At 63.6% G+C, this 21,233-nt stretch carries 20 protein-coding genes; 14 read left to right on the forward strand and 6 right to left on the reverse strand.

Going from position 1 to position 21,233, the window contains the following annotated elements; genetic code table 11:
• Window positions 1-351 precede the first annotated feature (351 nt).
• From GTP44_RS17345 to GTP44_RS17375, 7 genes are all read left to right on the forward strand, one after another.
• Complete coding sequence (locus GTP44_RS17345) at window positions 352-1,776, forward strand: DEAD/DEAH box helicase (protein WP_161020430.1); 1,425 nt, start codon at window positions 352-354, stop codon at window positions 1,774-1,776.
• Window positions 1,777-1,904: 128 nt separating this feature from the next.
• Window positions 1,905-2,324 carry a DUF4431 domain-containing protein gene (locus tag GTP44_RS17350; RefSeq protein ID WP_161020431.1) on the forward strand — a complete coding sequence of 140 codons (420 nt, stop codon included), beginning with the start codon at window positions 1,905-1,907 and terminating at the stop codon, window positions 2,322-2,324.
• A gap of 55 nt (window positions 2,325-2,379) precedes the next feature.
• Window positions 2,380-4,476: a phosphocholine-specific phospholipase C gene (locus GTP44_RS17355; RefSeq protein WP_161020432.1), complete on the forward strand. Its 2,097-nt coding sequence runs from the start codon at window positions 2,380-2,382 to the stop codon at window positions 4,474-4,476.
• 166 nt (window positions 4,477-4,642) lie between these two features.
• Window positions 4,643-5,200, forward strand: a complete 558-nt coding sequence (locus tag GTP44_RS17360) for an RNA polymerase sigma factor (protein ID WP_161020433.1) — start codon at window positions 4,643-4,645, stop codon at window positions 5,198-5,200.
• A gap of 14 nt (window positions 5,201-5,214) precedes the next feature.
• Complete coding sequence (locus GTP44_RS17365) at window positions 5,215-5,571, forward strand: hypothetical protein (RefSeq protein ID WP_371867245.1); 357 nt, start codon at window positions 5,215-5,217, stop codon at window positions 5,569-5,571.
• A complete protein-coding gene (locus tag GTP44_RS17370) occupies window positions 5,568-6,809 on the forward strand; it encodes an MFS transporter (protein WP_161020434.1) in 1,242 nt (413 codons plus the stop codon). The genes GTP44_RS17365 and GTP44_RS17370 overlap by 4 nt, the downstream gene beginning before the upstream one ends.
• 121 nt (window positions 6,810-6,930) lie before the next feature.
• On the forward strand, window positions 6,931-7,140 hold the full coding sequence (locus GTP44_RS17375) for a hypothetical protein (protein WP_229256296.1): 210 nt from the start codon (window positions 6,931-6,933) through the stop codon (window positions 7,138-7,140).
• A gap of 68 nt (window positions 7,141-7,208) precedes the next feature.
• Here the strand turns inward: GTP44_RS17375 and GTP44_RS17380 are convergent, their stop codons facing one another.
• A complete protein-coding gene (locus GTP44_RS17380) occupies window positions 7,209-7,457 on the reverse strand; it encodes a DUF3297 family protein (protein WP_160988766.1) in 249 nt (82 codons plus the stop codon).
• Between the two features lie 91 nt (window positions 7,458-7,548).
• On the opposite strand from GTP44_RS17380, the gene GTP44_RS17385 reads away from it, so the two are divergent.
• From GTP44_RS17385 to GTP44_RS17405, 5 genes are all read left to right on the forward strand, one after another.
• Window positions 7,549-8,001, forward strand: coding sequence for a MarR family winged helix-turn-helix transcriptional regulator (locus GTP44_RS17385; RefSeq protein ID WP_161020435.1), 453 nt, complete (start codon window positions 7,549-7,551; stop codon window positions 7,999-8,001).
• The gene (locus tag GTP44_RS17390; protein WP_161020436.1) at window positions 7,998-9,332 is read left to right on the forward strand and encodes an MFS transporter; all 1,335 of its coding nucleotides are present in this window, start codon (window positions 7,998-8,000) and stop codon (window positions 9,330-9,332) included. Before GTP44_RS17385 ends, GTP44_RS17390 begins: the two co-directional genes overlap by 4 nt.
• Before the next feature lie 10 nt (window positions 9,333-9,342).
• Window positions 9,343-10,305 (forward strand): LysR family transcriptional regulator, encoded by a 963-nt coding sequence (locus tag GTP44_RS17395; RefSeq protein WP_160988763.1) that lies wholly within the window; start codon window positions 9,343-9,345, stop codon window positions 10,303-10,305.
• A gap of 131 nt (window positions 10,306-10,436) precedes the next feature.
• Window positions 10,437-11,732, forward strand: coding sequence for a Glu/Leu/Phe/Val family dehydrogenase (locus GTP44_RS17400; protein ID WP_161020437.1), 1,296 nt, complete (start codon window positions 10,437-10,439; stop codon window positions 11,730-11,732).
• Between the two features lie 85 nt (window positions 11,733-11,817).
• On the forward strand, window positions 11,818-13,050 hold the full coding sequence (locus GTP44_RS17405) for a malic enzyme-like NAD(P)-binding protein (protein WP_161020438.1): 1,233 nt from the start codon (window positions 11,818-11,820) through the stop codon (window positions 13,048-13,050).
• Window positions 13,051-13,053: 3 nt separating this feature from the next.
• Here GTP44_RS17405 and GTP44_RS17410 read toward each other — a convergent pair whose 3' ends face one another.
• The 5 genes from GTP44_RS17410 to senA all read right to left on the reverse strand — a co-directional run bounded on the left by GTP44_RS17410 (window position 13,054) and on the right by senA (window position 17,968).
• The gene (locus GTP44_RS17410; protein WP_202424123.1) at window positions 13,054-13,377 is read right to left on the reverse strand and encodes a YnfA family protein; all 324 of its coding nucleotides are present in this window, start codon (window positions 13,375-13,377) and stop codon (window positions 13,054-13,056) included.
• A complete protein-coding gene (locus GTP44_RS17415) occupies window positions 13,370-14,635 on the reverse strand; it encodes a glycosyltransferase (RefSeq protein ID WP_161020440.1) in 1,266 nt (421 codons plus the stop codon). The genes GTP44_RS17410 and GTP44_RS17415 overlap by 8 nt, the downstream gene beginning before the upstream one ends.
• 12 nt (window positions 14,636-14,647) lie before the next feature.
• Window positions 14,648-15,373: an energy transducer TonB gene (locus GTP44_RS17420; RefSeq protein WP_161020441.1), complete on the reverse strand. Its 726-nt coding sequence runs from the start codon at window positions 15,371-15,373 to the stop codon at window positions 14,648-14,650.
• Window positions 15,374-15,443: 70 nt separating this feature from the next.
• Window positions 15,444-16,724 carry a Xaa-Pro dipeptidase gene (locus tag GTP44_RS17425; protein ID WP_161020442.1) on the reverse strand — a complete coding sequence of 427 codons (1,281 nt, stop codon included), beginning with the start codon at window positions 16,722-16,724 and terminating at the stop codon, window positions 15,444-15,446.
• A 59-nt stretch (window positions 16,725-16,783) separates the two neighbouring features.
• Complete coding sequence (senA, locus tag GTP44_RS17430) at window positions 16,784-17,968, reverse strand: selenoneine synthase SenA (protein WP_229256958.1); 1,185 nt, start codon at window positions 17,966-17,968, stop codon at window positions 16,784-16,786.
• 47 nt (window positions 17,969-18,015) lie between these two features.
• Here senA and selD point away from each other — a divergent pair, with 47 nt between their 5' ends.
• Entirely contained in the window at window positions 18,016-19,062 is a 1,047-nt protein-coding gene (selD, locus tag GTP44_RS17435) for a selenide, water dikinase SelD (protein ID WP_161020443.1), read from the forward strand.
• A gap of 473 nt (window positions 19,063-19,535) precedes the next feature.
• Window positions 19,536-21,230, forward strand: a complete 1,695-nt coding sequence (leuA, locus tag GTP44_RS17440; protein WP_161020444.1) for a 2-isopropylmalate synthase — start codon at window positions 19,536-19,538, stop codon at window positions 21,228-21,230.
• The last annotated feature ends 3 nt before the right edge of the window (window positions 21,231-21,233 follow it).

Below are 21,233 nucleotides of genomic sequence, written 5' to 3' on the forward strand. Positions count from 1 at the left end.
CAACGGGGTGATGGTATTACAAATAGATACAAAATCGCGCTTTCAGCGAGTCGTCTGTACAAGCGGGCCAAACTGAGGCATAATAGCGATCTAGCCTGCAATGCGCGTGTCGATAGCAAAGCGATACCGATTGTTCAGCCAGTTGTAAGTTAAGCAGCTACGCAGCCTCAGCGCATCCTTCTGATGCTCTTATAAAGCCCTCCCGCCTCTGGTGTCGTTATCTGACACCGTCCCGGCGCAAAGCTTTTGTGCCGAAATTTCTATCGATTTTGATTGAGTCATTTCGTTTTGGTAGGCGTTGCTATTTCGCGTTCCGCGTATGCGGGCCGCTAGTTTTTACGAAAGAACAGCATGACATTTGAAGCACTTGGTCTCAACACGTCCATCATTAAAGCCCTGACCGACGCCGGCTACACCGCGCCGACCCCCGTTCAGCAGCAGGCAATCCCTGCAGCGATCGCAGGCAAGGACTTGTTAGTTTCCTCCCAGACCGGTTCCGGCAAAACGGCAGCCTTCATGCTGCCGTCGCTGCACCGTCTGTTCGCCATTGAGCCAGCCCCGGCCGGCAAAACCCCGAATCAAGAAATGCAGGCCGCCCGTGCCCGCAACGAGCGTCCACGTTTCAAAGCCGCCCAGCCAAAAATGCTGGTGCTGACCCCGACCCGCGAACTGGCGCTGCAAGTCACCACCAACACCGACAAGTACAGCGTCAACCTGCGCCGCATCAAGGCCGTGTCGATCCTCGGCGGCATGCCATATCCAAAGCAGATGCAACTGCTGGCCAAGAATCCTGAGATCCTGGTCGCCACCCCAGGCCGCCTGATCGACCACATGGAATCGGGCAAGATCGACTTCTCGCAACTGGAAATCCTGGTGCTGGACGAAGCCGACCGCATGCTGGACATGGGTTTCATCGACGACATCGAGAAAATCGTTGCCGCCACCCCGGATGGTCGTCAGACCATGCTGTTCTCGGCCACGCTGGACGGCGTCGTCGGCAACATGGCGCGTCGCATCACCAAAGATCCGCAAGTGATCCAGATCATGAGCGCCGCCAACAAGCACGAAAACATCACCCAGCGCGTACACTTCGTCGACGACCTGTCGCACAAGAACCGCCTGCTGGACCACCTGCTGCGCGACGAGTCGCTGGACCAGGCCGTGGTGTTCACCGCCACCAAGCGTGACGCCGACACCATCGCCGACCGTCTGAACATCGCCGGGTTCTCGGCTGCCGCGCTGCATGGCGACATGCACCAGGGCGCCCGTAACCGCACGCTGGACAGCCTGCGTCGCGGCCAGGTGAAGATCCTGATCGCCACCGACGTTGCCGCCCGCGGCATCGACGTGCCGACCATCACCCACGTGTTCAACTACGACCTGCCGAAGTTCCCTGAAGACTATGTGCACCGTATCGGCCGTACCGGCCGTGCCGGCCGCAATGGTCAGGCGATCTCGCTGGTGAACCATGCCGAAGGCATGAACGTCAAGCGTATCGAACGCTTCACCAAGCAACTGATCCCGGTGAATGTGGTCGAGGGCTACGAGCCGAAGAAAACCGGCAGCGCGCCGCGCTCGTCGCGTCCGGGCGGCTGGAAACCTGGCGACAACCGTGGCGGCGCCAAGCCAGGTCAGCGTTCGTTCAGCAAGCCAGGCGGCAGCGCACCGCGCCGTGAAGGCGCCAGCGGCTCCAGCGAAGGCTACAAGGGTCCAGGCTTCAAAGCCAACAACCCGTACAACAGCGACCGTCCACGTCGCAGCTACGGCGACCGTTAATCCGGTTGCGGTCTGAATAAAAGCGGCCACCAGAGCGATCTGGTGGCCGTTTTTTATTACGGATGCGAAAGGTTGCAACGCCGGCGCGTCGAAACGCAGTACGATCAGCGACATCGACCGGAGGTGACATGACAATTACCTGGCGCCAGCGCCTTGCTCCCCTGCTGCTCTGCGGCCTGCTGCCCTGCTACGCCAGCGCCAGCGCCGCCGATTGCCTGCCGTATGAACCGGCGGCCGTCTCGCTGAGCGGCCTGCTGCACCGTGCCACGTTCCCCGGCCGGCCCAATTTCGAAAACATCGCCGCCGGCGACGAACCGGAAACCGGTTTTTACCTGACGCTCAAGCAGCCCATCTGCACCCGCGGCGACCATGACCCCAACAGCACCCCGCATGACGCCGTGCGCGAAGTGCAGCTGGTGCTGACCGAGCAGCAGTATGCGGCGCTACGCCCACAACTGGGCCAGACCGTGCAACTCAAGGGCCAGCTGTTCTCCAGTTTCAGCGGTCACCATCACACCGACGTGCTGCTGCGGGTGGCGATGCCATAGGCCGGTCATATTCGGCCGTTATCATCGGCGCTTCAGCCATTCGCACCCTGCCAGCATGTCGATCAACCGCCGTCAATTTCTCCGCTACGCCGCCGGCGCGGGCGGTGCCGCCACCCTGTTCCCCGACCTGATCCGCCAAGCGCTGGCCGTGCCCGCCAACAACGCCACCGGCACGCTGGCCGACGTCGAGCACGTTGTCATCTTCATGCAGGAGAATCGCTCGTTCGATCATTATTTCGGCACGCTGTCCGGCGTGCGCGGCTTCAACGATCCGCGCGCGATACGGTTGCCGACCGGATTGCCGGTCTGGTATCAGCCGGACGGCGCCGGCGGCCATGTGCTGCCGTTCCACTTCGACGCCAGGAACACCAGCGCGCTGTCGCTCGGCACCGACCACACCTGGAAGGGATCGCAAGCCACCTGGCAAGGCTGGGACGCGTGGGTGCCAAAGAAGACGGCGCAGTCGATGGGCTATTTCGACCGCGGCGACCTGCCCTTCTACTACGCGCTGGCGGATGCCTTCACCATCTGCGACGCCTACCACTGCTCGATCTTCGGCGCGACCGATCCGAACCGCTTGTACGCGCTGACCGGCAGCAACCAAGGCTGGATCGGCACCATGGGCAAGCTGTACAACGTGGACGCGGGCGGCTTCTTCAACGGCGATCCGGCGCTGGACAATATCGCGCCCGAGGTCACCGCCACCGCGCCCAACTGGCGCACCTATGCCGAGGTACTGGAAGCCAACCAGGTCAGCTGGAAGGTCTATCAGGAATGGGACAACTACGGCGACAACTACCTCGCCTACTTCCGCAACTATCGCGTGAACGCGGACGGTACCCGCCTGTCGCAGGATGCGCCGCTGCACCGCAAAGCGCGCACGCTGGCGCCGGGCTCGAACGCCGGCAACGCGCGTGGCGGCACGGCGGACTGGCTGATCAACGACTTCGCCGAGGATGTCCGCAACCACCGGCTGCCGCAGGTTTCGTGGATCTGCGCCCCCAACGATTACACCGAGCACTCGCCCAATTCGCCCAACGCCGGCGAGCAGATCACCGCGCGCCTGCTGGCCGCGCTGGTGGCCAATCCGGAGGTCTGGTCGAAAACCGTGCTACTACTGATGTACGACGAGAACGATGGTTTCTTCGACCATGTGCCGTCGGACCTGGCACCGCTGAATCCGTCGATGGGCAAGACCACGCTGACCGATATCGGCAAACACGAAACCTGCCAGGGCGAACCGGTCGGCCTTGGGCCGCGCGTGCCGATGCTGGTGATTTCGCCATGGAGCCGGGGCGGCAAGGTTTGCTCGCAGTTGTTCGACCACACCTCGCAACTGCGCTTCCTCGAAGAGTGGCTGGTGCGGGGTCTCGGCAAGGCCCGCGCCGACGTGACCTGCGATCTGATTTCGCCGTGGCGCCGCGCGGTGTGCGGCGACCTCACGTCCGCGTTCGACTTCAGCGCGCCGAACACCTCCTGGCCGGCCAGCGTGCCGCCCACCGCCGCGTATGCACGTGTCTCCGGCAAGCCCTATCCGCAGCCGCCAGCCAATCCAACCCTGGCTCGGCAGGAAGCCGGCGCGCGCATCGCCTGCCCGCTGCCATATGAATTTTCGGTCACTGGCAGGCTGGCCGGCGCACGGCGATTTGCACTGAGCTTCGCCAACAACGGTCAGGCTGGCGCGGCATTTATCGTCTACTCCAGCCTGCGCAAAGACGGCCCGTGGTACTACACGGTGGAAGCCGGCCGCCAGCTCGAAAGCGAGGCTTGGCAATGGCAAGGCGACGCCTACGATCTGAGCGTCCACGGCGCCAACGGCTTCCTGCGCCAGTTCAGCGGACGGTTTGCCGGCGCCGCGGCGGAACTGGAAACCCGCTACGACGGTGGCAACGTCCTGCTACTGCTGTCCAACCGCGACGGCCGCGAGACACGCCACTTCACCGTCACCGACAAGGCCTACGGCACGCCAGCCGCGACCTATACCGTGGCGGCCGGCCAAACCGAAACGGTTGCCCGTGATCTCAGCAGCCACTCCGGCTGGTACGACTTCAGCATCACCAGCGACGCCGATCCGCAATGGCTGCGCCGCGTTGCCGGCCACGTCGAAACCGGTCGCGCCAGCCGCACCGATCCCGCCATCGGTCAGCGCTGAGCGTACTTTTGCAATAAGCGCACGAAGGTTGCCGCGGCAAAGCCAGGTCGCCCCCGCGAAAGTGGGAATTCCCGGTTCCTGCTTCGGCGGTAAAATCGGCTCCTTCCGCATCATAAAAAATAGCGGAAAATTGCAATATTGAGGATTCTGGGCCGTCTTCGACTGTATGACCGCACCAATAACAGCCACTGAGCAAGATCAAGCCATCACGGCAACGGTGCTGAAGGAACGCTCGCGTCTGTGGAACTTCATCCGCCGCCGCGTTGCCGACCAGACCGACGCCGACGATATCCTGCAAGACGTGTTCTACGAATTCACCCAGGCCTACCACCTGCCCGAGCCGATCGAGCAAGCCAGCGCCTGGTTGTTCCGCGTCGCCCGCAACCGGATCATCGACCGCTTCCGCAAGAAGAAGGAAGTACCGCTGGCGGACCTCGGCGCCAGCGATGACGAGGACGACTGCCGCCTCGACCTGATGCTGCCCTCGCCCGACGCCGGTCCCGAAGCCGCCTACACCCGCGCCATGCTGCTGGAAGAACTGCAACTGGCGCTGGAGGCACTGCCCGCCAACCAGCGCGAGGTCTTCATCGCCCACGAACTCGATGGCGTCAGCTTCAAGGACATGGCCGCCCAGACCGGCATCTCGATCAACACCTTATTGGCCCGCAAGCGCTACGCCGTGCTGTTCCTGCGCCAGCGCCTGCAAGCCTTGTACGACGAATGAAAGGAACCACCGCAATGCGCCCCGAAAACATGAGCTACAAGAAATTCAAACTGATCAAAGGCCTGTGGGTCCTGGCCGTCGCCGCCGCGCTGGGCGGCATCGTCATGTGGCTGTGGAACTGCCTGATCCCGGGCATCTTCCCCGGCGCCAATGCCGTTAATTATTGGCAGGCGCTGGGATTACTGCTACTGTGCCGCATCCTGTTTGGCGGTTTCCGTGGTCATCACCGCGACTGGCATGAAAAACGCGAACACTGGCAACGCTGGCAGGCGATGACGCCGGAAGAGCGCGCGCAGTTCTTCAAGCAGCGCGAACAATTCTTCCAACACCGCGCCCCCTTCTGCCGTCCACAACAGAAAGACAACGAATGAAGCAACCCGTGGCGCCGCCATTCAGCGGCGATCAAAAAACCGTGGTGGCCATGCTGGCCTTCCTGCAGTTCGCCGTCATCCTCGACTTCATGCTGATGTCGCCGCTGGGCGCGGTGATCATGCCGGACCTGAAGATCAGTCCGGCGCAATTCGGCCTGGTGGTGTCGGCCTACGCCTTCAGCGCCGGCCTGTCCGGCCTGCTGACCGCCGGCTTCGCCGACCGCTACGACCGCAAGCAACTGCTGCTGTTCTTCTACACCGGCTTCATCCTCGGCACCGTCTGGTGCGGCCTGGCGCAGACCTTTCCGTCGCTGCTGGCGGCGCGCGTGTTCACCGGCCTGTTCGGCGGCGTGATCGGCTCCATCGTGCTGGCGATCGCCACCGACCTGTTCCCGCCGGCGATGCGCGGCCGCGTCATGGGCCTGATCCAGACCGCCTTCGCCGCCAGCCAGGTGCTCGGCATCCCGGCCGGCATCTATCTGTCCAACCACTGGAACTGGCATGTGCCGTTCCTGGCGATGGCCGCCTTCGGCCTGCTCGGCGGCCTGCTGGTGGCGTGGCAAATGCAGCCGGTCACCGGCCACCTCGGCCAGCCGCAGGAACACAGCCCGTTGATGCACCTGTTGCACACGGTGACGGACCGGCGCTACCTGCTGGCCTTCTGCATCACCGCCCTGCTGACCACCGGCGGCTTCATGCTGATGCCGTTCAGCAGCGCCTACATCGTCAACAACCTGGGCATCGCCCTGGACCACCTGCCAACCGTGTACCTGATCACCGGCGTGTGCACCATCTTCATCGGCCCGCTGATCGGCCGCGCGGCGGACGCCTTCGGCAAGTTCCGCGTGTTCCTGTTCGGCACCGCGCTGTCGATTGTGATGGTGCTGATCTACACCCACCTCGGCCAAATCCCGCTGTGGATGCTGGTGCTAATCAATTCGATGATGTTTGTCGGCATCTTCTCGCGCATGATTCCGTTCCAGGCGATTTCGTCCACGGTGCCGCAGGCCACACAGCGCGGCGCCTACAACGCCATCAGCGCCTCGATCCAGCAACTGGCCGGCGGCCTGGCGGCGGTAGCGTCCGGCCACATCGTCAGCCAGGCCGCCGATGGCCGCCTGCTGCACTTCGACACGGTCGGCTACGTGGTGGCGGCCACCTCGGTGATCGCCACGGCATTGCTGTGGCGCTTGCAACGGGCGCAGCCGGCGCCATCGCGTCCCCAGCCAGCCGCCTGATAGTCATGGCAAATGAGCTTCTAATGTTGAGAAAAAATAATCAATTGCCACCGAGCATTATATCGAATTATAATATTAACAGTAGGAAATAACTAACCAGCCAACCATCTAGGAGAAGTGCATGAACTCGAGAAATATGGATGCCGCCTGCCTGCGCGCATTGCGCCGGCGCGGTCATTCCGACGCCAGTATCGCTGCCATGACGCCGGAGGAAGCGTTCTGTGAATACTGCGCCTACCACGGGATCATGAACCTCTCCCCGTCCACGCTGCAAATGCTGGACAAGCTGCGCGGCGACAACGCCGCCAGCGCCCCGCGCCAGGCCGCCTGATCTTTGCCGCACCATAAAAAAAGCCACGTGCGCGGCAGCGACGTGGCTTTTTTATTGAACTGCCGTCATCAACGGTAGAACGGCTCAACCGTGCCTTTCAGCTTGATCAGCATCGGATTGCCGAAGCGATCCAGCGATTTGCCGGCCGGGACCTTGATCCAGCCTTCGCTGATGCAGTATTCATCTACATCGCTGCGTTCTTTGCCGTTGAAATTGATGCCGATCTCGTGTTCAAACACGGCGGCAACGTGGAATTTGCTGCGCGGGTCGATCGACAGACGATCCGGCAGGGGTGGGAGTTGAGTAGTGTCGTTCATGCCGACATTATAGCTCGTCATGCTCATTTAGTGTTTGCCTTTACTTGCTGACTCAAGTATATTTCAAGCATTACTCAACGAGGAAGCAATGATGGACGACACGACAATCAATCCCAGCCTGGAATTCACCTTCCGCCTGGCGCGCGCGCAAGCGGCGCTGGTACGCCGCCTGGACCAGGTGCTGGGCGGCTACCACGGCATCAGCTTCAGCGACTTCATGCTGCTGCACCACCTGCACCGCGCACCGGGCGGCCGCCTGCGCCGCGTCGATCTGGCCGAGCGCCAGGGCCTGACCGCCTCCGGCGTCACCCGCACCCTGCTGCCGCTGGAGAAGATCGGCCTGGTCGAGCGCCAGCAAGACCCGCGCGACGCCCGCGTTGCCTATGCCGCCATCACCGACACCGGCCGCGAACTGCTGACCAACGCCGTCACCGTGGCCAACCAGATCAGCAAAGACCTGCTGCGCAACTGTCCCGCCGCGCAGTTAGACGACCTGAGCAACGCGCTGGCACTGATCGCCGGCATCAACGCCTCCAACGCATGAATCCTTTAAAACACAACGCCAACTTCAAATGGCTGATGCGCGGCGGCATCGTCTCCGCGCTGGGCGACCAGATGACCATGATCGCCCTGCCCTGGCTGGTGCTCAAACTGACCGGCGATCCGCTGGCGCTGGGCCTGGTGATCGCGCTGATGAGCATCCCGCGCGCGGTCTTCATCCTGATCGGCGGCGCGCTGGTCGACCGCTATTCGCCGCGACACGTGCTGATGCTGACCAAGCATGTCAACGCCGTGCTGCTTGCCCTGCTCACGCTGCTGGTGCTGAACCTTTCCGGCGCTCCCACCATGCCGCTGGGCGGCGCCTGGTCGCTGACCGTCGTGCTGACGCCGCAACTGGCGCTGCACCTGATCTACGTGCTGGCCTTCGGCCTGGGCCTGGCGCAAGCCTTCGCCATGCCGTCCGGGATGTCGATCCTGCCGCTGGCGATACCGGCCGAGCACCTGCAAGCGGCCAACGGCATGATGATGGGCCTGCGCCAGGTGACCATGCTGGCCGGCCCGCTGCTGGCGGCGGGCGTGCTGGCCATCGCCGGCGATGGCGGCGGCGCGGTCAGCAACGCGCGCGGTCTGGCGCTGGCCTTCGGCTTCGATTGCCTCAGCTATCTACTGTCGGCATGGACGTTGTCGAAGGTGACGCTGCGGCCCAAGACCGACGCCGCGACCACGCCGCAGGCCACGCAGGAACCGGTGCTGCGCGCCATCGGCGCCGGCCTGCGCATGGTGTGGGACGACGTGCCGATGCGCCTGTGCTTCATCTACTGGGGCACGGTGTCGCTGTTCATCGGCGGCGCGATGCAGGTGGCGCTGCCGGTGCTGGCCAGCGAGCTGCATGGGGCCTCCACACTGGGCATCATCATGGGCGCGCACGGCGCCGGCACGCTGCTCGGCATGGGCGCGGCGGCCAAGCTGGGACAGCGCCTGCGCCTGGCCGGCTTCGGCGTCACCATCCTGGCGGCGGACGCCATCGCCGGCCTGCTGCTGGCGCCCATGGGCATGGTGCACGCCACCTGGCAGGCGGCCTTGTTGATGAGTACACTCGGCCTGCTGACCGGCTTCATCCAGATCAAAGTGTTCACCTGGATCCAGCAGCGCGTGCCGCCGCACATGATGGGCCGCGCCATGAGCATCTTCATGTTCATCTTCATGGGTCTGGCGCCGCTGTCGGCGGCGGCCACCGGATGGATACTGACGCAGGTCTCGCTGTCGCAATTGTTCCTCGGCGGTGGCATGATACTGGTGCTGTTCGCGGCCAGCGCGTATTTGTTCACGCCGATCCGCAGCATTGTTTCGGCCACACCGCCGACCACACCGTAAAGGACTATGCATGGAAACCAAATGGCTGGAAGACTTCATCTCGCTGGTGGAGACCAATAATTTCAGCCGCTCGGCGGCGCTGCGCCACGTCACGCAGCCCGCCTTTTCGCGCCGCATCCAGTCGCTGGAAAACTGGCTGGGCACGGACCTGATCGACCGCACCTCCTACCCCACGCGCCTGACGCCGGCCGGCGTGGTGTTCTACGAGCAGGCGCTGGAAATGCTCTCGAAGATCAACGGCGCGCGCGAACTGCTGCGCACCAAGCGCGCCGTCGCGCAGACCAGCATCGATCTCGCCGTGCCACACACGCTGTCGCTGACCTTTGTGCCGAAGTGGCTGACCAAAGTCGAGGCGGACTTCGCGCCGATCCGCAGCCGCCTGATGGCGCTCAACGTCCACGACGCCGTGCTGCAACTGGTGGAGGGCGGCTGCGACCTGCTGCTGTGCTATCACCATCCGCGCCAGCCGGTGCAGCTGGACCCGGGCCGCTACGACATGCTGGTAATGGGCCGCGAATCGCTGCGCGCCTACACGCGCTGCGATAAAAACAAGGTGCCGGAATTCACACTGCCGGGCACCAAGCGCGCACCGCTGCCCTTCCTCTCCTACACCAACAACGCCTATCTGGGGCGCATGGTGGAACTGATCCTCAACGACGCCAAAACCCCGCTGCACCTGGCGCCGCTGTACGAGACCGACATGGCGGAGGGCCTGAAGATGATGGCGCTGGAAGGCCGCGGCATCGCCTTCCTGCCGGAATCCGCCGTCACGCGCGAACTCAAACAAAAGCAGCTGGCGCGCGCCGATGGCGACACGGCGGACTGGGAAATCGAGATGGAAATCCGCCTCTATCGCGAGCGCCCGTCGGCCACGCGGCGCGGCAAGCCGATAGTCGACAGGCTGTGGGAATTCCTCGAAACGCAGCAGAACGGCGGCCGAAAAAAACGCGTCGCGCCGGTGTCGGAGCGCTAACTATGCATTTTTTGCATAGCCGAATGCGCATACAGCATTGGCCGCCCTAAATGCCCAGGCGTAGGATTCGATGCACTTGAACGGCTGCCACGAGCAGCGTTCAGCCAACGAATTCCTCAGGAGCCTTGAGCATGACCTCTGTACCAGCACAACACGCACTGCCTTCCTATCTCAATCCCGAAGATCTGGGTCCATGGGGTGTCTACCTGCAGCAAATCGACCGCGTCACGCCGCACCTCGGTCCTCTGTCGCGCTGGGTGGAAACGCTCAAGCGCCCCAAGCGCATCCTGACGGTCGACGTGCCGATCGAACGCGATGATGGCAGCATCGCCCACTACGAAGGCTACCGCGTGCAGCACAATATGTCGCGCGGCCCGGGCAAAGGCGGTGTGCGCTTCCACCAGGACGTGACGCTGTCCGAAGTGATGGCCCTGTCGGCGTGGATGACGGTGAAGAACGCCGCCGTCAACGTGCCATACGGCGGCGCCAAAGGCGGCATCCGGGTCGATCCGAAGACGCTGTCGCGCGGCGAACTGCAACGCCTGACGCGCCGCTACACCAGCGAAATCAGCCTGATTATCGGCCCGAACAAAGACATTCCGGCGCCAGACGTCAACACCAACGAACAAGTGATGGCCTGGATGATGGACTCCTACGCCATGATCGAAGGGAACCTGTCGACCGGCGTGGTGACCGGCAAACCAATCTCGCTGGGCGGCTCGCTGGGCCGCCGCGAAGCGACCGGCCGCGGCGTGTTCGTGGTGGGCCGCGAAGCCGCCGCCAAGCGCGGTGTGGCGATCGCCGGCGCCCGTGTCGCCGTGCAGGGCTTCGGCAACGTCGGTGGCGTGGCCGCCAGCATGTTCGCCGAAGCCGGCGCCAAAGTGATCGCGGTTCAGGATCACACCGCGACTGTGGTGCACCAAGGCGGCCTGGATATCCCCCGCCTGCACCAGCATGTGGCGGAAACCGGCGGCGTGGCCGGCTTCCCGGGCGCCGAAGCGATTCTGGACCGCGACGCGTTCTGGGACGTGGAATCGGAGATCCTGATCCCGGCCGCGCTGGAACAGCAGATTACTGCCGCCAACGCGCCGCGTATTCGCACTAAAATCATTCTGGAAGGCGCTAACGGCCCGACCACGCCGCAGGCCGACGACATCCTGAGCGACAAGGATGTGCTGATCGTTCCTGACGTTCTGGCTAACGCTGGCGGCGTAACCGTGTCATACTTCGAGTGGGTGCAGGATTTCTCCAGCTTCTTCTGGAGCGAAGATGAAATCAATGCACGCCTGACCCGCATCATGCAGGACGCGTTCAATGCCGTCTGGGACGTTGCGCAAGACAAGAAAGTCACGCTGCGAACCGCCACCTTCATCCTCGCTTGCACCCGCGTGCTGCAAGCGCGTGAAGTTCGTGGCCTCTACCCATAAGCACTGAATCCCCGGCTATTTGCGCCTGTACCTGCCTTCTCGGCTCGTGCGGGCGTTTTTCGCTTTATAAGGAATATAAAAGAACATGACCACGATAGAACAAAAGGCACTGGCCTATCACCGCGCAGGCAGCGCCGGCAAAATCGCCACCGAGATCACCAAGAGCGTCAGCACCCAGGAAGACCTGGCGCTGGCTTACTCGCCAGGCGTGGCCGCGCCATGCGTCGAGATTCAGCGCGATCCGGCCAAGGCCTACGAGTACACCGCCAAGGGCAACCTGGTTGGCGTCATCACCAACGGCAGCGCGGTGCTCGGCCTGGGCAACATCGGCGCGCTGGCTGGCAAGCCGGTGATGGAAGGCAAAGTGGTGCTGTTCAAAAAATTCGCCGGCATCGACGCCTTTGACATCGAGATCGACGAGAGCGATCCGGACAAACTGGTGGAGATTATCGCCGCCCTGCATCCGACCTTCGGCGGCATCAACCTGGAAGACATCAAGGCGCCGGAGTGCTTCATCATCGAGCGCAAGCTGCGTGAGCGCCTGACGATTCCAGTGTTCCACGACGACCAGCACGGTACCGCCATCGTGGTCGGCGCCGGCATGCTGAACGCGATCGAAATGACCGGCCGCGATATCGCCACCGTTAAAATCGTCTGCTCCGGCGCCGGCGCCGCGGCCATCGCCTGCCTGGACCTGCTGGTGGACCTGGGCGCGCAGCGCAAGAACATCTTCGTCTGCGACAGCAAAGGCGTGCTGACCACCGCGCGCAATCTGGACGGCGAAAAAGCCGCGTGGGCGCAGGACACCACCGCCGTCACGCTGTCGGACGTCATGGAAGGCGCCGGCGTGTTCCTGGGCGTCTCCGGTCCCGGCGTGCTGTCGCAAGCCGACATCCAGCGCATGCAGCTGCACCCGATCGTCTTCACGCTGGCCAACCCGGAGCCGGAACTGCGTCCGGAACTGGTGCGCGAAGTGGCGCCGGATGCGATCATCGCCACCGGCCGTTCGGACTATCCGAACCAGATCAACAACGCGCTGTGCTTCCCTTACCTGTTCCGTGCCGCGCTGGATTCGGGCGCGACCACCATCAACCAGGAAATGAAGCGCGCCTGCGTGGTGGCGCTGGCCGACATGGCGCGCAGCGACGCCCGTTTCAGCAAGGACTACATCGTTCCGGGCCTGCTGGACCCGCGCCTGCTGAGCGGCGTGACGCCGGTGATCGCCGCCGCCGCGTGGCGCAGCGGCGTCGCCCGCAAACAGCTGGTCGAAGCCGAATACGCGGAAGACCTGAAAGACCTGGCCGAATCGCTGCTGTAAAAACTACTGCGTCGGCTGCATGGCGATGACCGCCATGCCGGCCAGCGCCAGCACGGCGCCGGCCGCGTCATAGCGCGTCAGCGCCATGCCGTCGACAAAGCGTAGCCACAGCAGCGCGACGCAGATATAAGCGCCGCCATAGGCCGCATAGGTGCGGCCTGCCGCTGCCGGATGCAGCGTCAGCAGCCAGGCGAACAGCGCCAGCGACGCCGCCGCCGGCAGCAGCAGCCACGCCGTCTTGCCCTGCTTGAGCACCAGCCAGGGCAAATAGCAGCCGACGATTTCCGCCAGCGCGGTAACAGCGAACAGCGCTGCAATCTTAAGCATTCCCACCCCCATATTTTTCATTGATGATGCGGACCGCGGTGGCGACGCCGTTCTCCCGCACCATCGCGCGCGCAATCGCCGCGGCCTTGGCCGGCATGTCGGGCCGCAAGGCGCGGATGCGCGAAGCCAGCTTGCCGGCGCTGACGCTGCGCCGCCGCAGCGGCTTGCCGGCGATGCCGAGCCGCTGCAACTCCTGCCCCCAGTGTTCCTGCTCCGCGATGTTGGCCACGACCACCGACGGCCGCCCCGCCAGCGTGGCCGATTGCGTGGTGCCGGCACCGCCATGATGCACCACCGCCGCGCAACGCGGGAAGATCAGGTGATGGGGCGAAGCGCTGACATAAAGGATCTGCTGATCGGAGTGAAAACCACATGCCTTGGCATCTGGCGTCTGGATGACGGCGCGTCGGCCGGACAGGCGCGCCGCATCGGTCAGCAGGCGCAAGTTCTCGCTCTGGTGCTTGATGTCGCGTGGCGTCCAGCTGCCAAAGGTGAAGTAGACCGGCGCCTCGCCGGCGGCCAGGAAGGCTTCCACTTCATCCGTGAGCCGGCCTTCCAGCTGCATATTCGGCATATCGAGGAAGCCGGTCACCTGTAGCGACGGCGCCCAATCCGGCTGCCGCGCGCAGATCCGCGGACTCACGCCCAGCAGCGTCAGTTCCGGCGACAGCCACACTTCGGTCAGCACATCCCGCACTGGCGCCATGCCGAGCGTAGCGCGCAGCCGGTTCGGATACCGCGCCGCCGTCTTGTGCAAAGCCCACCGCGTGATGCGCCATAACGCGCCCTGGCCGAACGGTAGACCTATCGGGTGACTGTGGGCGCTCGGCACCATCACATGCGACAGCAGCACGCTGACATACGGCTTGCGCGCACGCTCGGCCGCGATCTGCAAGGGATACAGGAAGAAGTGCCCGATCAGCACATCGCATTCCGCCGCCAACTGCAGGGCGGCGTCGAACATCGCCGCTTCCGCCGGCAGAAACCCGCCTTCGATCAGCATCTTCGTCTGCGCAAACGGATTCACCATCCTGGCGGCGGCCTCGCCCAAGCGCTCCACCTCCGCCAGATCGATGACCGGCGACGCCACCACGCGGATCTTCACGCCCGACGGCGACGACAGCGACGCATAAGCATCGCTGTCCACGCAAGTCAGCAGCAGCGTCACCTCATGGCCGGCTTGCCGCAAGCCCTCGGCCAGCGCGACAAACGGCCGTATGTCGCCGTGACTTCCCCAGGTTTGCAGACCTATCCTCATTAAGCACCTTATTTAATGGATCACGCCCGGTTTAAGATGCAGCGTCCAGATATAGTTCAGCATTACCCACCCTTGCGCCGCCACGCCATTGCGCGCAGCCGGAATGAACTGGCAACTGGCAATCGCCTCGCGCGACACACGGTCCAGCGCCGGCGCCTTGCTGGAACGGATCACACGGCTTTCCACTACGCGTCCCTGCGCATCGATCAGCAGCGCAAGTCGCACCGTGCCCGACTGCGCCTTGTCAATCGCTTCGCTAGGATATGGAGGGGACGGGCATTCAATTGCCAGCATCGCCGCCGGTAGTGACTCGTAGTCCATCTCGTCCGCGCCATACTTGCCAGCGCCTGCCGGCTTAACGCTGCCAGGCGAGGCGCCGGCGCTATTGGGGGCTGCTGTGACCAGCGGATTGTCCGCCGCCTCCTCATGCCGCGCATCCACCGGCAACGCAGCCGGCGAAGACTCCTCAACCGACACCGGCACAAAGTCCACGGCGACCGGCAACCGCATCGGCGGCGCCAAGCTGCCGCTCATTGCCGCCACGCCGCTGCCGCCGGCGTGCATTTGCATTGCCTGCGGCCGCGCGATCAACGCCAGCACCGGGCTGTCCACCACCTCCGGTATCGGCAGTCGTATTTTGCTGTTCAACAGCCCCCAAGCCACCAGGCCATGCAGCACAAGCACCAGTGTGAAACCAATATTGCGGTGATATCTCCGAACATCCAATTCCAGTTGCATGGTGACTCCTTCAAAAGGTTATCCCTGCTTACGACACCCGCTCCAGCATGGAAAGCGGCCAGTGTGGTCATCACTGCTGGCGAATCACCGCGCCGCCTTTCATCACGAACGACACCTTGGTCAGCTCAGTCGCGTTGTCGGCGGCGTTGCCTGGCGTGGCGATGATGTCGGCGTACTTGCCGGGGCTGATCGAACCGACTCGGTCCTTCCAGCCCAGCAAATCAGCGGCGTTGATGGTGGCGGCCTGAATGGCCTGCATCGACGTCATGCCATACTTGGTCATGTAATAGAACTGCCTGGCGTTGTCGCCGTGCGGATAAACGCCGGAGTCGGTACCGAAGGCCATCTTCGCACCGCCCTGGAAAGCCTTGCGGAAGTTATCCCGCTGCAGTTGGCCGATCACTTTTTCCTTTTCAATCGACTCCGGCAGCATGCCCGCCTTCTCGCCTTCCTGCAGGATGAAATCATCGTTGTAGATATCCATCACCAGGTAGGTGCCCTTCTCCTTCGCCAGCTTGATGTTGACGTCATCGATCAAACTCGCGTGCTCGATCGAATCCACGCCGGCCAGAATGGCATCGTGAATCGCGCTGGTGCCGTGCGCGTGCGCGGCGACCTTGCGGCCCAGCTTATGCGCTTCGCTGACGATGGCCTGCATCTCTTCCAGCGTGTATTGCTGCGCGCCCGGCTCGTCGCCTTTCGACAGCACGCCGCCCGAGGCACAGATCTTGATCACGTCCGCGCCGTACTTCGCCATCTCGCGCACTTTGGCGCGGGCTTCCCACGGACCGTCCGCCACGCCACGACCAGTGAAGTTAACCTCCGGCGGCAGCAGGTTCTCGTCGCAGTGACCGCCCTTGATGCCGATGGCGTAACCGGCGGTGCGCATGCGCGGGCCGACGAAATCGCCGGCGTTGATCGCGTCGCGCAGCGCCACATCGCCAAAGCCGGCCGCGCCGACATTGCGCACGGTGGTGAAGCCGGCTTCCAGCGTCTTGCGCGCGGCGCGCACGCCGTACAGCGCGGCGCGGGTGTCGGATACGCCCAGCGAGTTGTAGCCGCTCATGAAAGGATCGGCGGTCAGGTGGGTGTGCATGTCGATAAGTCCGGGCAACACGGTCTGCGACGACAGGTCGATAACCTTGGCGCCGGCCGGCACCTTGACCGAGACGCTGGGGCCGACCGAAGTAATACGCTCGCCAGTGATGACGATGGTCTGATCCTTGAGCACCGCGCCGGCCACCACGTCGACCAGCTTACCCGCGCGGATGACGGTCACTTCGTCGGCGGCACAGGCCTGCGCGGCGGCGCCGAGGATGGTGGCGGAAATCAGGATATGCTTCAGTTTCATGGACGGCGCCCTTGAGGATCAAAACAAAAAGCATAGCAGAGCGTCCCGCAAAAGAGAAACTATCCGGGCCAGGCGCAGGTGCGGAAACCGGCAAAGAGATCATCGCATTCCGGCAGCTGGAAATGGCGGAATTTGGCCGAGCCAAACCGCGCCGGCGTGGCGAACGACGCACCACGCAGCACCTGATGCGTATGAAACGAAGGCTGGGAATACTCCAGATAGCGGTCCGCCTCAAACCCCGGGTACGGCTCGAACGGCGACGCCGTCCACTCCCACAACTGCCCCCAGCGAAACGCCGGATGACCGGATAAAGCCGCGTACTCCCACTCTGTCTCGGTCGGCAAGCGCCGTCCGGCCCAGGCGCAATAGGCCTGCGCCTCATACAGATTCACATGCCGCACCGGCTCCGCGCCGGCCAGCGTGGTCAGACGGCCGAAGCGCATGGTGCGCCATTGCGCGCCGTCGCGCTGCCAGTAGCGCGGCGCCGAACGCTCCTGACGCATCAGCCACGCGGCGCCGGCATCACTCCAGAACTGGCGCTTGTCATAGCCACCATCCATGACGAAATCCGCATACTGACTGTTGCTAACCAGGGTGCTGTCCATGCCAAACGGCGCCACATGGAAGCGATGCTGCTGACGTTCGTTATCGAAGGTGAAGCCGGCGCCGGACAGGCAGCCCAGCTGGATCGTCCCGCCGGGGAAGCCGATCTCGGACGGCGCGAACATCTGCTGCGCCTCGCCGGCCGATGGCACCGGCGCCGGCAACCCCAGCGCCTGCAAGGTGTGCAGCAGCACTTCGCCGCGCATATCCTCGTGCGCCAGCGCCAGCCGGTACGGATACAAGGCTTCATCGGTATTGGCCTCGCGCGTCAACTTGTCGAGCGCGCGATCCAGCACTTCATGACAGTAGGTCTTGACGCCGCCACTGCTGGGCAGGTCCAGCGTCCAGCGGCTGCGGTGCGGCACGCACATGGCGTCGAACCAGTCGTCGCCCTTGGTCAGCAGGCAGTGGCCGTTGGCGCTGGCCGGGTGGCTGGACGCCGCCTCGCGCAGGATAAACCACTCGGCGAACCAGGCGATCTGCCCCAGCTCCCACAACGGCGGATTCACGCCGCGCAGCTGCGGCACGCGGGCGTCGGCAAAACAATCAAACAGCGACAGCGTATAATCCCTTGCATGCTGAAGGGCGTGGGCCAATTGCTGCGACGTGGCGTTCCTGAACGAAGAAGAGCTGGAAGTCATGCGTCGATTGTACCGCGCCGCACCCCGAACACCACAGGAATCAAACCATGAGCAATGACGCAATCAAACTGACCTCTTTCTCCCATGGCGGCGGCTGCGGCTGCAAAATCGCGCCCGGCGTGCTGTCCGAAATCCTGAAGAACTCCAACGGCTTCCCGGTGCCGAAGGAACTGCTGGTGGGGATCGAAACGTCCGACGATGCCGCCGTCTACCAGCTCAATGACGAACAGGCACTGATCGCCACCACCGATTTCTTCATGCCGATCGTCGACGATCCGTACGACTTCGGCCGCATCGCCGCCACCAACGCCATCTCCGACGTGTACGCGATGGGCGGCACGCCGATCATGGCGCTGGCACTGGTGGGCATGCCGATCAACAAACTGCCGATCGAAACCATCGGCCAGATCATCAAGGGCGGCGAATCGATCTGCGCCGAAGCGGGCATTCCGATCGCCGGCGGCCACACCATCGATTCGGTGGAGCCGATTTACGGCCTGGTGGTCATGGGGCTGATCCATCCATCGAAAGTCAAGCGCAACGCCGACGCCAGGGCCGGCGATGTGCTGGTGCTGGGCAAACCGCTGGGCGTGGGCGTGCTGTCGGCCGCGCTCAAGAAAGGCAAGCTCGATGCGCAAGGCTACCAGGCGATGATCGCCAACACCACCAAGCTGAATAAACCCGGCAAGGCCTTGTCCGAACTGGCCGGCGTGCACGCGATGACCGACGTCACCGGTTTCGGCCTGCTGGGCCACCTGCTGGAACTGGCGCGCGGCGCCAAACTGGAAGCGCATCTGGAAATGACCAACATTCCGCTGCTGCCGGGCGTCGAGCAACTGGCTCGCGATGGCTACTTCACCGGCGCCTCGGGCCGCAACTGGGAAGCCTACGGCAAGGACGTGCAACTGGCGGCCTCCGTCACGCCGGCCCAGCACTCGCTGCTGACCGACCCGCAAACCTCGGGCGGCCTGCTGGTCTCCTGTGCCGACAGCAGCGTCGAAGAAGTACTGGCCCTGTTCCGCCGCGAAGGCTTCACCGACGCCGCCGTCATCGGCCGCATGGCTGAAGGCCCGGCACGCGTTAACGTGACCTGATGCGGCATTCGTGACCACCAGCGCGTAATCCTGCAAAAACGACAAGCCCAGAATTTTGCTTGACTCGCGCGCCGCTGATCGCTTACATTTAAGGAATGATCTCGCATCTGCACCTATCCGCTTTCCTGCTATCGCCTGCCAGCGCCCTATCGCTAGCAGCGCGTCTACTAGCACGCGTTTAATCCGCGTCCCTGTTGTACCCTCGTGCCGGCCATAAGCCGCACAGTCTTCAAAATCCAGGAAAGTCTGCACCGATGCTCTCTATGACTACGGCCACCCATGCTCCATCCCGCACCGGCGATTTGTTCGCGCTGCCGGCTGGCGCAGGCGCGCTGTCGACGCTATCGCTAAAACTACCGATCGGTTGCCGCGCCTAGTGCCCAGTGGCCGCGCGGCCGCCTTCCGCCACACCGCAGTTTCAGCGCCAGCACCTCGCCGGCACACCCAAAATTCAAAGATCCAGGAGCATTACCATGATGTTGCAGAACCCAGCGTCGAAATACCGTCCCTTCCCCGCCGTCCAGTTGTCCGACCGCAGCTGGCCGAACGCCATCATCAGCAAACCGCCGATCTGGATGAGCACCGACCTGCGCGACGGTAACCAGGCGCTGATCGAGCCGATGAGCATCGAGAAAAAACTGCGCTTCTTCGACCTGCTGATCAAAATCGGCCTGAAGGAAATCGAAGTGGGCTTCCCTTCGGCCTCGCAGACCGACTTCGACTTCGTGCGCCGCCTGATCGATGAAAACCGTATCCCGGACGACGTCACCATCATCGTGCTGACCCAGTCGCGCGAAGAACTGATCCGCCGCACCGTGGAATCGTGCGTCGGCGCCAAGCGCGCCATCGTCCACCTGTATAACTCGGTGGCGCCGGTGTTCCGCAAAGTGGTGTTCGGCATGTCGCGCGAAGAGATCACCAACATCGCCACCACCGGCGCCAGGCTGGTGAAGGCGCTGACCAGGCAGCATCCGGACACCGACTGGGACTACGAATACACGCCGGAGTCCTTCTCCACCACCGAGCTGGATTTTTCCAAGCATATCTGCGACGCCGTGATCGCCATCTTCGAGCCAACCCCGAACAAGAAGATGATCATCAACCTGCCTTCGACCGTCGAATGCAGCACGCCCAACGTCTACGCCGACCAGATCGAATGGATGTCGCGCAAGTTGAGCCGCCGCGATTCGCTGATCATCTCGGTCCACCCGCACAATGATCGCGGCACCGCCGTCGCCTCGGCCGAACTGGCGGTGATGGCCGGCGCCGACCGCGTCGAGGGCTGCCTGTTCGGCAATGGCGAACGCACCGGCAACGTCGATCTGGTGACGCTGGCGCTCAACCTGTACACGCAAGGCGTGCACCCGGGCCTGGACTTCTCCGACATCGACGAGGTGCGCAAAGTGGTTGAGGAATGCAACCAGTTGCCGGTGCATCCGCGCCACCCGTATGTCGGCGATCTGGTATTCACCGCCTTCTCCGGCTCGCACCAGGACGCGATCAAGAAAGGCTTCGCCAAACAACAGCCAGGCGCGATCTGGGAGATTCCTTACCTGCCGATCGACCCGCAAGACCTGGGCCGCAGCTACGACGCCGTCATCCGCGTCAACAGCCAGTCCGGCAAGGGCGGCATGGCCTACCTGCTGGAGCAGGACTACGGCCTGGTGCTGCCGCGCCGTCTGCAGATTGAGTTCAGCCGCGCGGTGCAGCAAGTGGCCGACCAGACCGGCCTGGAAATCACCGCCGAAGGCATCTACGACATCTTCAGCAAAGAGTATCTGGAGCAGCACGCGCCATACGGCTACCAGTCGCACAAAATGGTGGAAGACACCAGCAGCGATGAGCCGGTGCAGATCGACATCGCGCTGATCCACAACGGCGCGCCACTGGCGCTGCAAGGTGGCGGCAACGGTCCGATCGACGCCTTCGTCGACGCGCTCGGCCTGGACATCAAACTGATGGACTACCACGAGCACTCGATCGGCTCCGGCGCCAACGCCAAGGCGGCCTGCTATGTTGAACTGCGTCTGGCCAACGGCCCGACCCTGTTCGGCGCGGCCACCGACAGCAACATCCTGACCGCCTCGTTCAAGGCGGTACTGAGCGCGGTGAACCGCCAGCTGACGCGCCAGCAAAGCGCCGAAGGCAAGGACGCGGCGCTGGCTTAAGCG

Source organism: Duganella lactea, from assembly GCF_009857505.1.
Classification (GTDB): Bacteria; Pseudomonadota; Gammaproteobacteria; order Burkholderiales; family Burkholderiaceae_D; genus Rugamonas; species Rugamonas lactea.

What these genes read in the sequence shown, in the direction of transcription:
- GTP44_RS17345 (WP_161020430.1), top strand. Translation starts at nt 352, where the DNA reads ATGACATTTGAAGCACTTGGTCTCAACACGTCCATCATTAAAGCCCTG.
- GTP44_RS17350 (WP_161020431.1), top strand. Translation starts at nt 1,905, where the DNA reads ATGACAATTACCTGGCGCCAGCGCCTTGCTCCCCTGCTGCTCTGCGGC.
- GTP44_RS17355 (WP_161020432.1), top strand. Translation starts at nt 2,380, where the DNA reads ATGTCGATCAACCGCCGTCAATTTCTCCGCTACGCCGCCGGCGCGGGC.
- GTP44_RS17360 (WP_161020433.1), top strand. Translation starts at nt 4,643, where the DNA reads ATGACCGCACCAATAACAGCCACTGAGCAAGATCAAGCCATCACGGCA.
- GTP44_RS17365 (WP_371867245.1), top strand. Translation starts at nt 5,215, where the DNA reads ATGCGCCCCGAAAACATGAGCTACAAGAAATTCAAACTGATCAAAGGC.
- GTP44_RS17370 (WP_161020434.1), top strand. Translation starts at nt 5,568, where the DNA reads ATGAAGCAACCCGTGGCGCCGCCATTCAGCGGCGATCAAAAAACCGTG.
- GTP44_RS17375 (WP_229256296.1), top strand. Translation starts at nt 6,931, where the DNA reads ATGAACTCGAGAAATATGGATGCCGCCTGCCTGCGCGCATTGCGCCGG.
- GTP44_RS17380 (WP_160988766.1), bottom strand. Translation starts at nt 7,457, where the DNA reads ATGAACGACACTACTCAACTCCCACCCCTGCCGGATCGTCTGTCGATC.
- GTP44_RS17385 (WP_161020435.1), top strand. Translation starts at nt 7,549, where the DNA reads ATGGACGACACGACAATCAATCCCAGCCTGGAATTCACCTTCCGCCTG.
- GTP44_RS17390 (WP_161020436.1), top strand. Translation starts at nt 7,998, where the DNA reads ATGAATCCTTTAAAACACAACGCCAACTTCAAATGGCTGATGCGCGGC.
- GTP44_RS17395 (WP_160988763.1), top strand. Translation starts at nt 9,343, where the DNA reads ATGGAAACCAAATGGCTGGAAGACTTCATCTCGCTGGTGGAGACCAAT.
- GTP44_RS17400 (WP_161020437.1), top strand. Translation starts at nt 10,437, where the DNA reads ATGACCTCTGTACCAGCACAACACGCACTGCCTTCCTATCTCAATCCC.
- GTP44_RS17405 (WP_161020438.1), top strand. Translation starts at nt 11,818, where the DNA reads ATGACCACGATAGAACAAAAGGCACTGGCCTATCACCGCGCAGGCAGC.
- GTP44_RS17410 (WP_202424123.1), bottom strand. Translation starts at nt 13,377, where the DNA reads ATGCTTAAGATTGCAGCGCTGTTCGCTGTTACCGCGCTGGCGGAAATC.
- GTP44_RS17415 (WP_161020440.1), bottom strand. Translation starts at nt 14,635, where the DNA reads ATGAGGATAGGTCTGCAAACCTGGGGAAGTCACGGCGACATACGGCCG.
- GTP44_RS17420 (WP_161020441.1), bottom strand. Translation starts at nt 15,373, where the DNA reads ATGCAACTGGAATTGGATGTTCGGAGATATCACCGCAATATTGGTTTC.
- GTP44_RS17425 (WP_161020442.1), bottom strand. Translation starts at nt 16,724, where the DNA reads ATGAAACTGAAGCATATCCTGATTTCCGCCACCATCCTCGGCGCCGCC.
- senA (WP_229256958.1), bottom strand. Translation starts at nt 17,968, where the DNA reads ATGACTTCCAGCTCTTCTTCGTTCAGGAACGCCACGTCGCAGCAATTG.
- selD (WP_161020443.1), top strand. Translation starts at nt 18,016, where the DNA reads ATGAGCAATGACGCAATCAAACTGACCTCTTTCTCCCATGGCGGCGGC.
- leuA (WP_161020444.1), top strand. Translation starts at nt 19,536, where the DNA reads ATGATGTTGCAGAACCCAGCGTCGAAATACCGTCCCTTCCCCGCCGTC.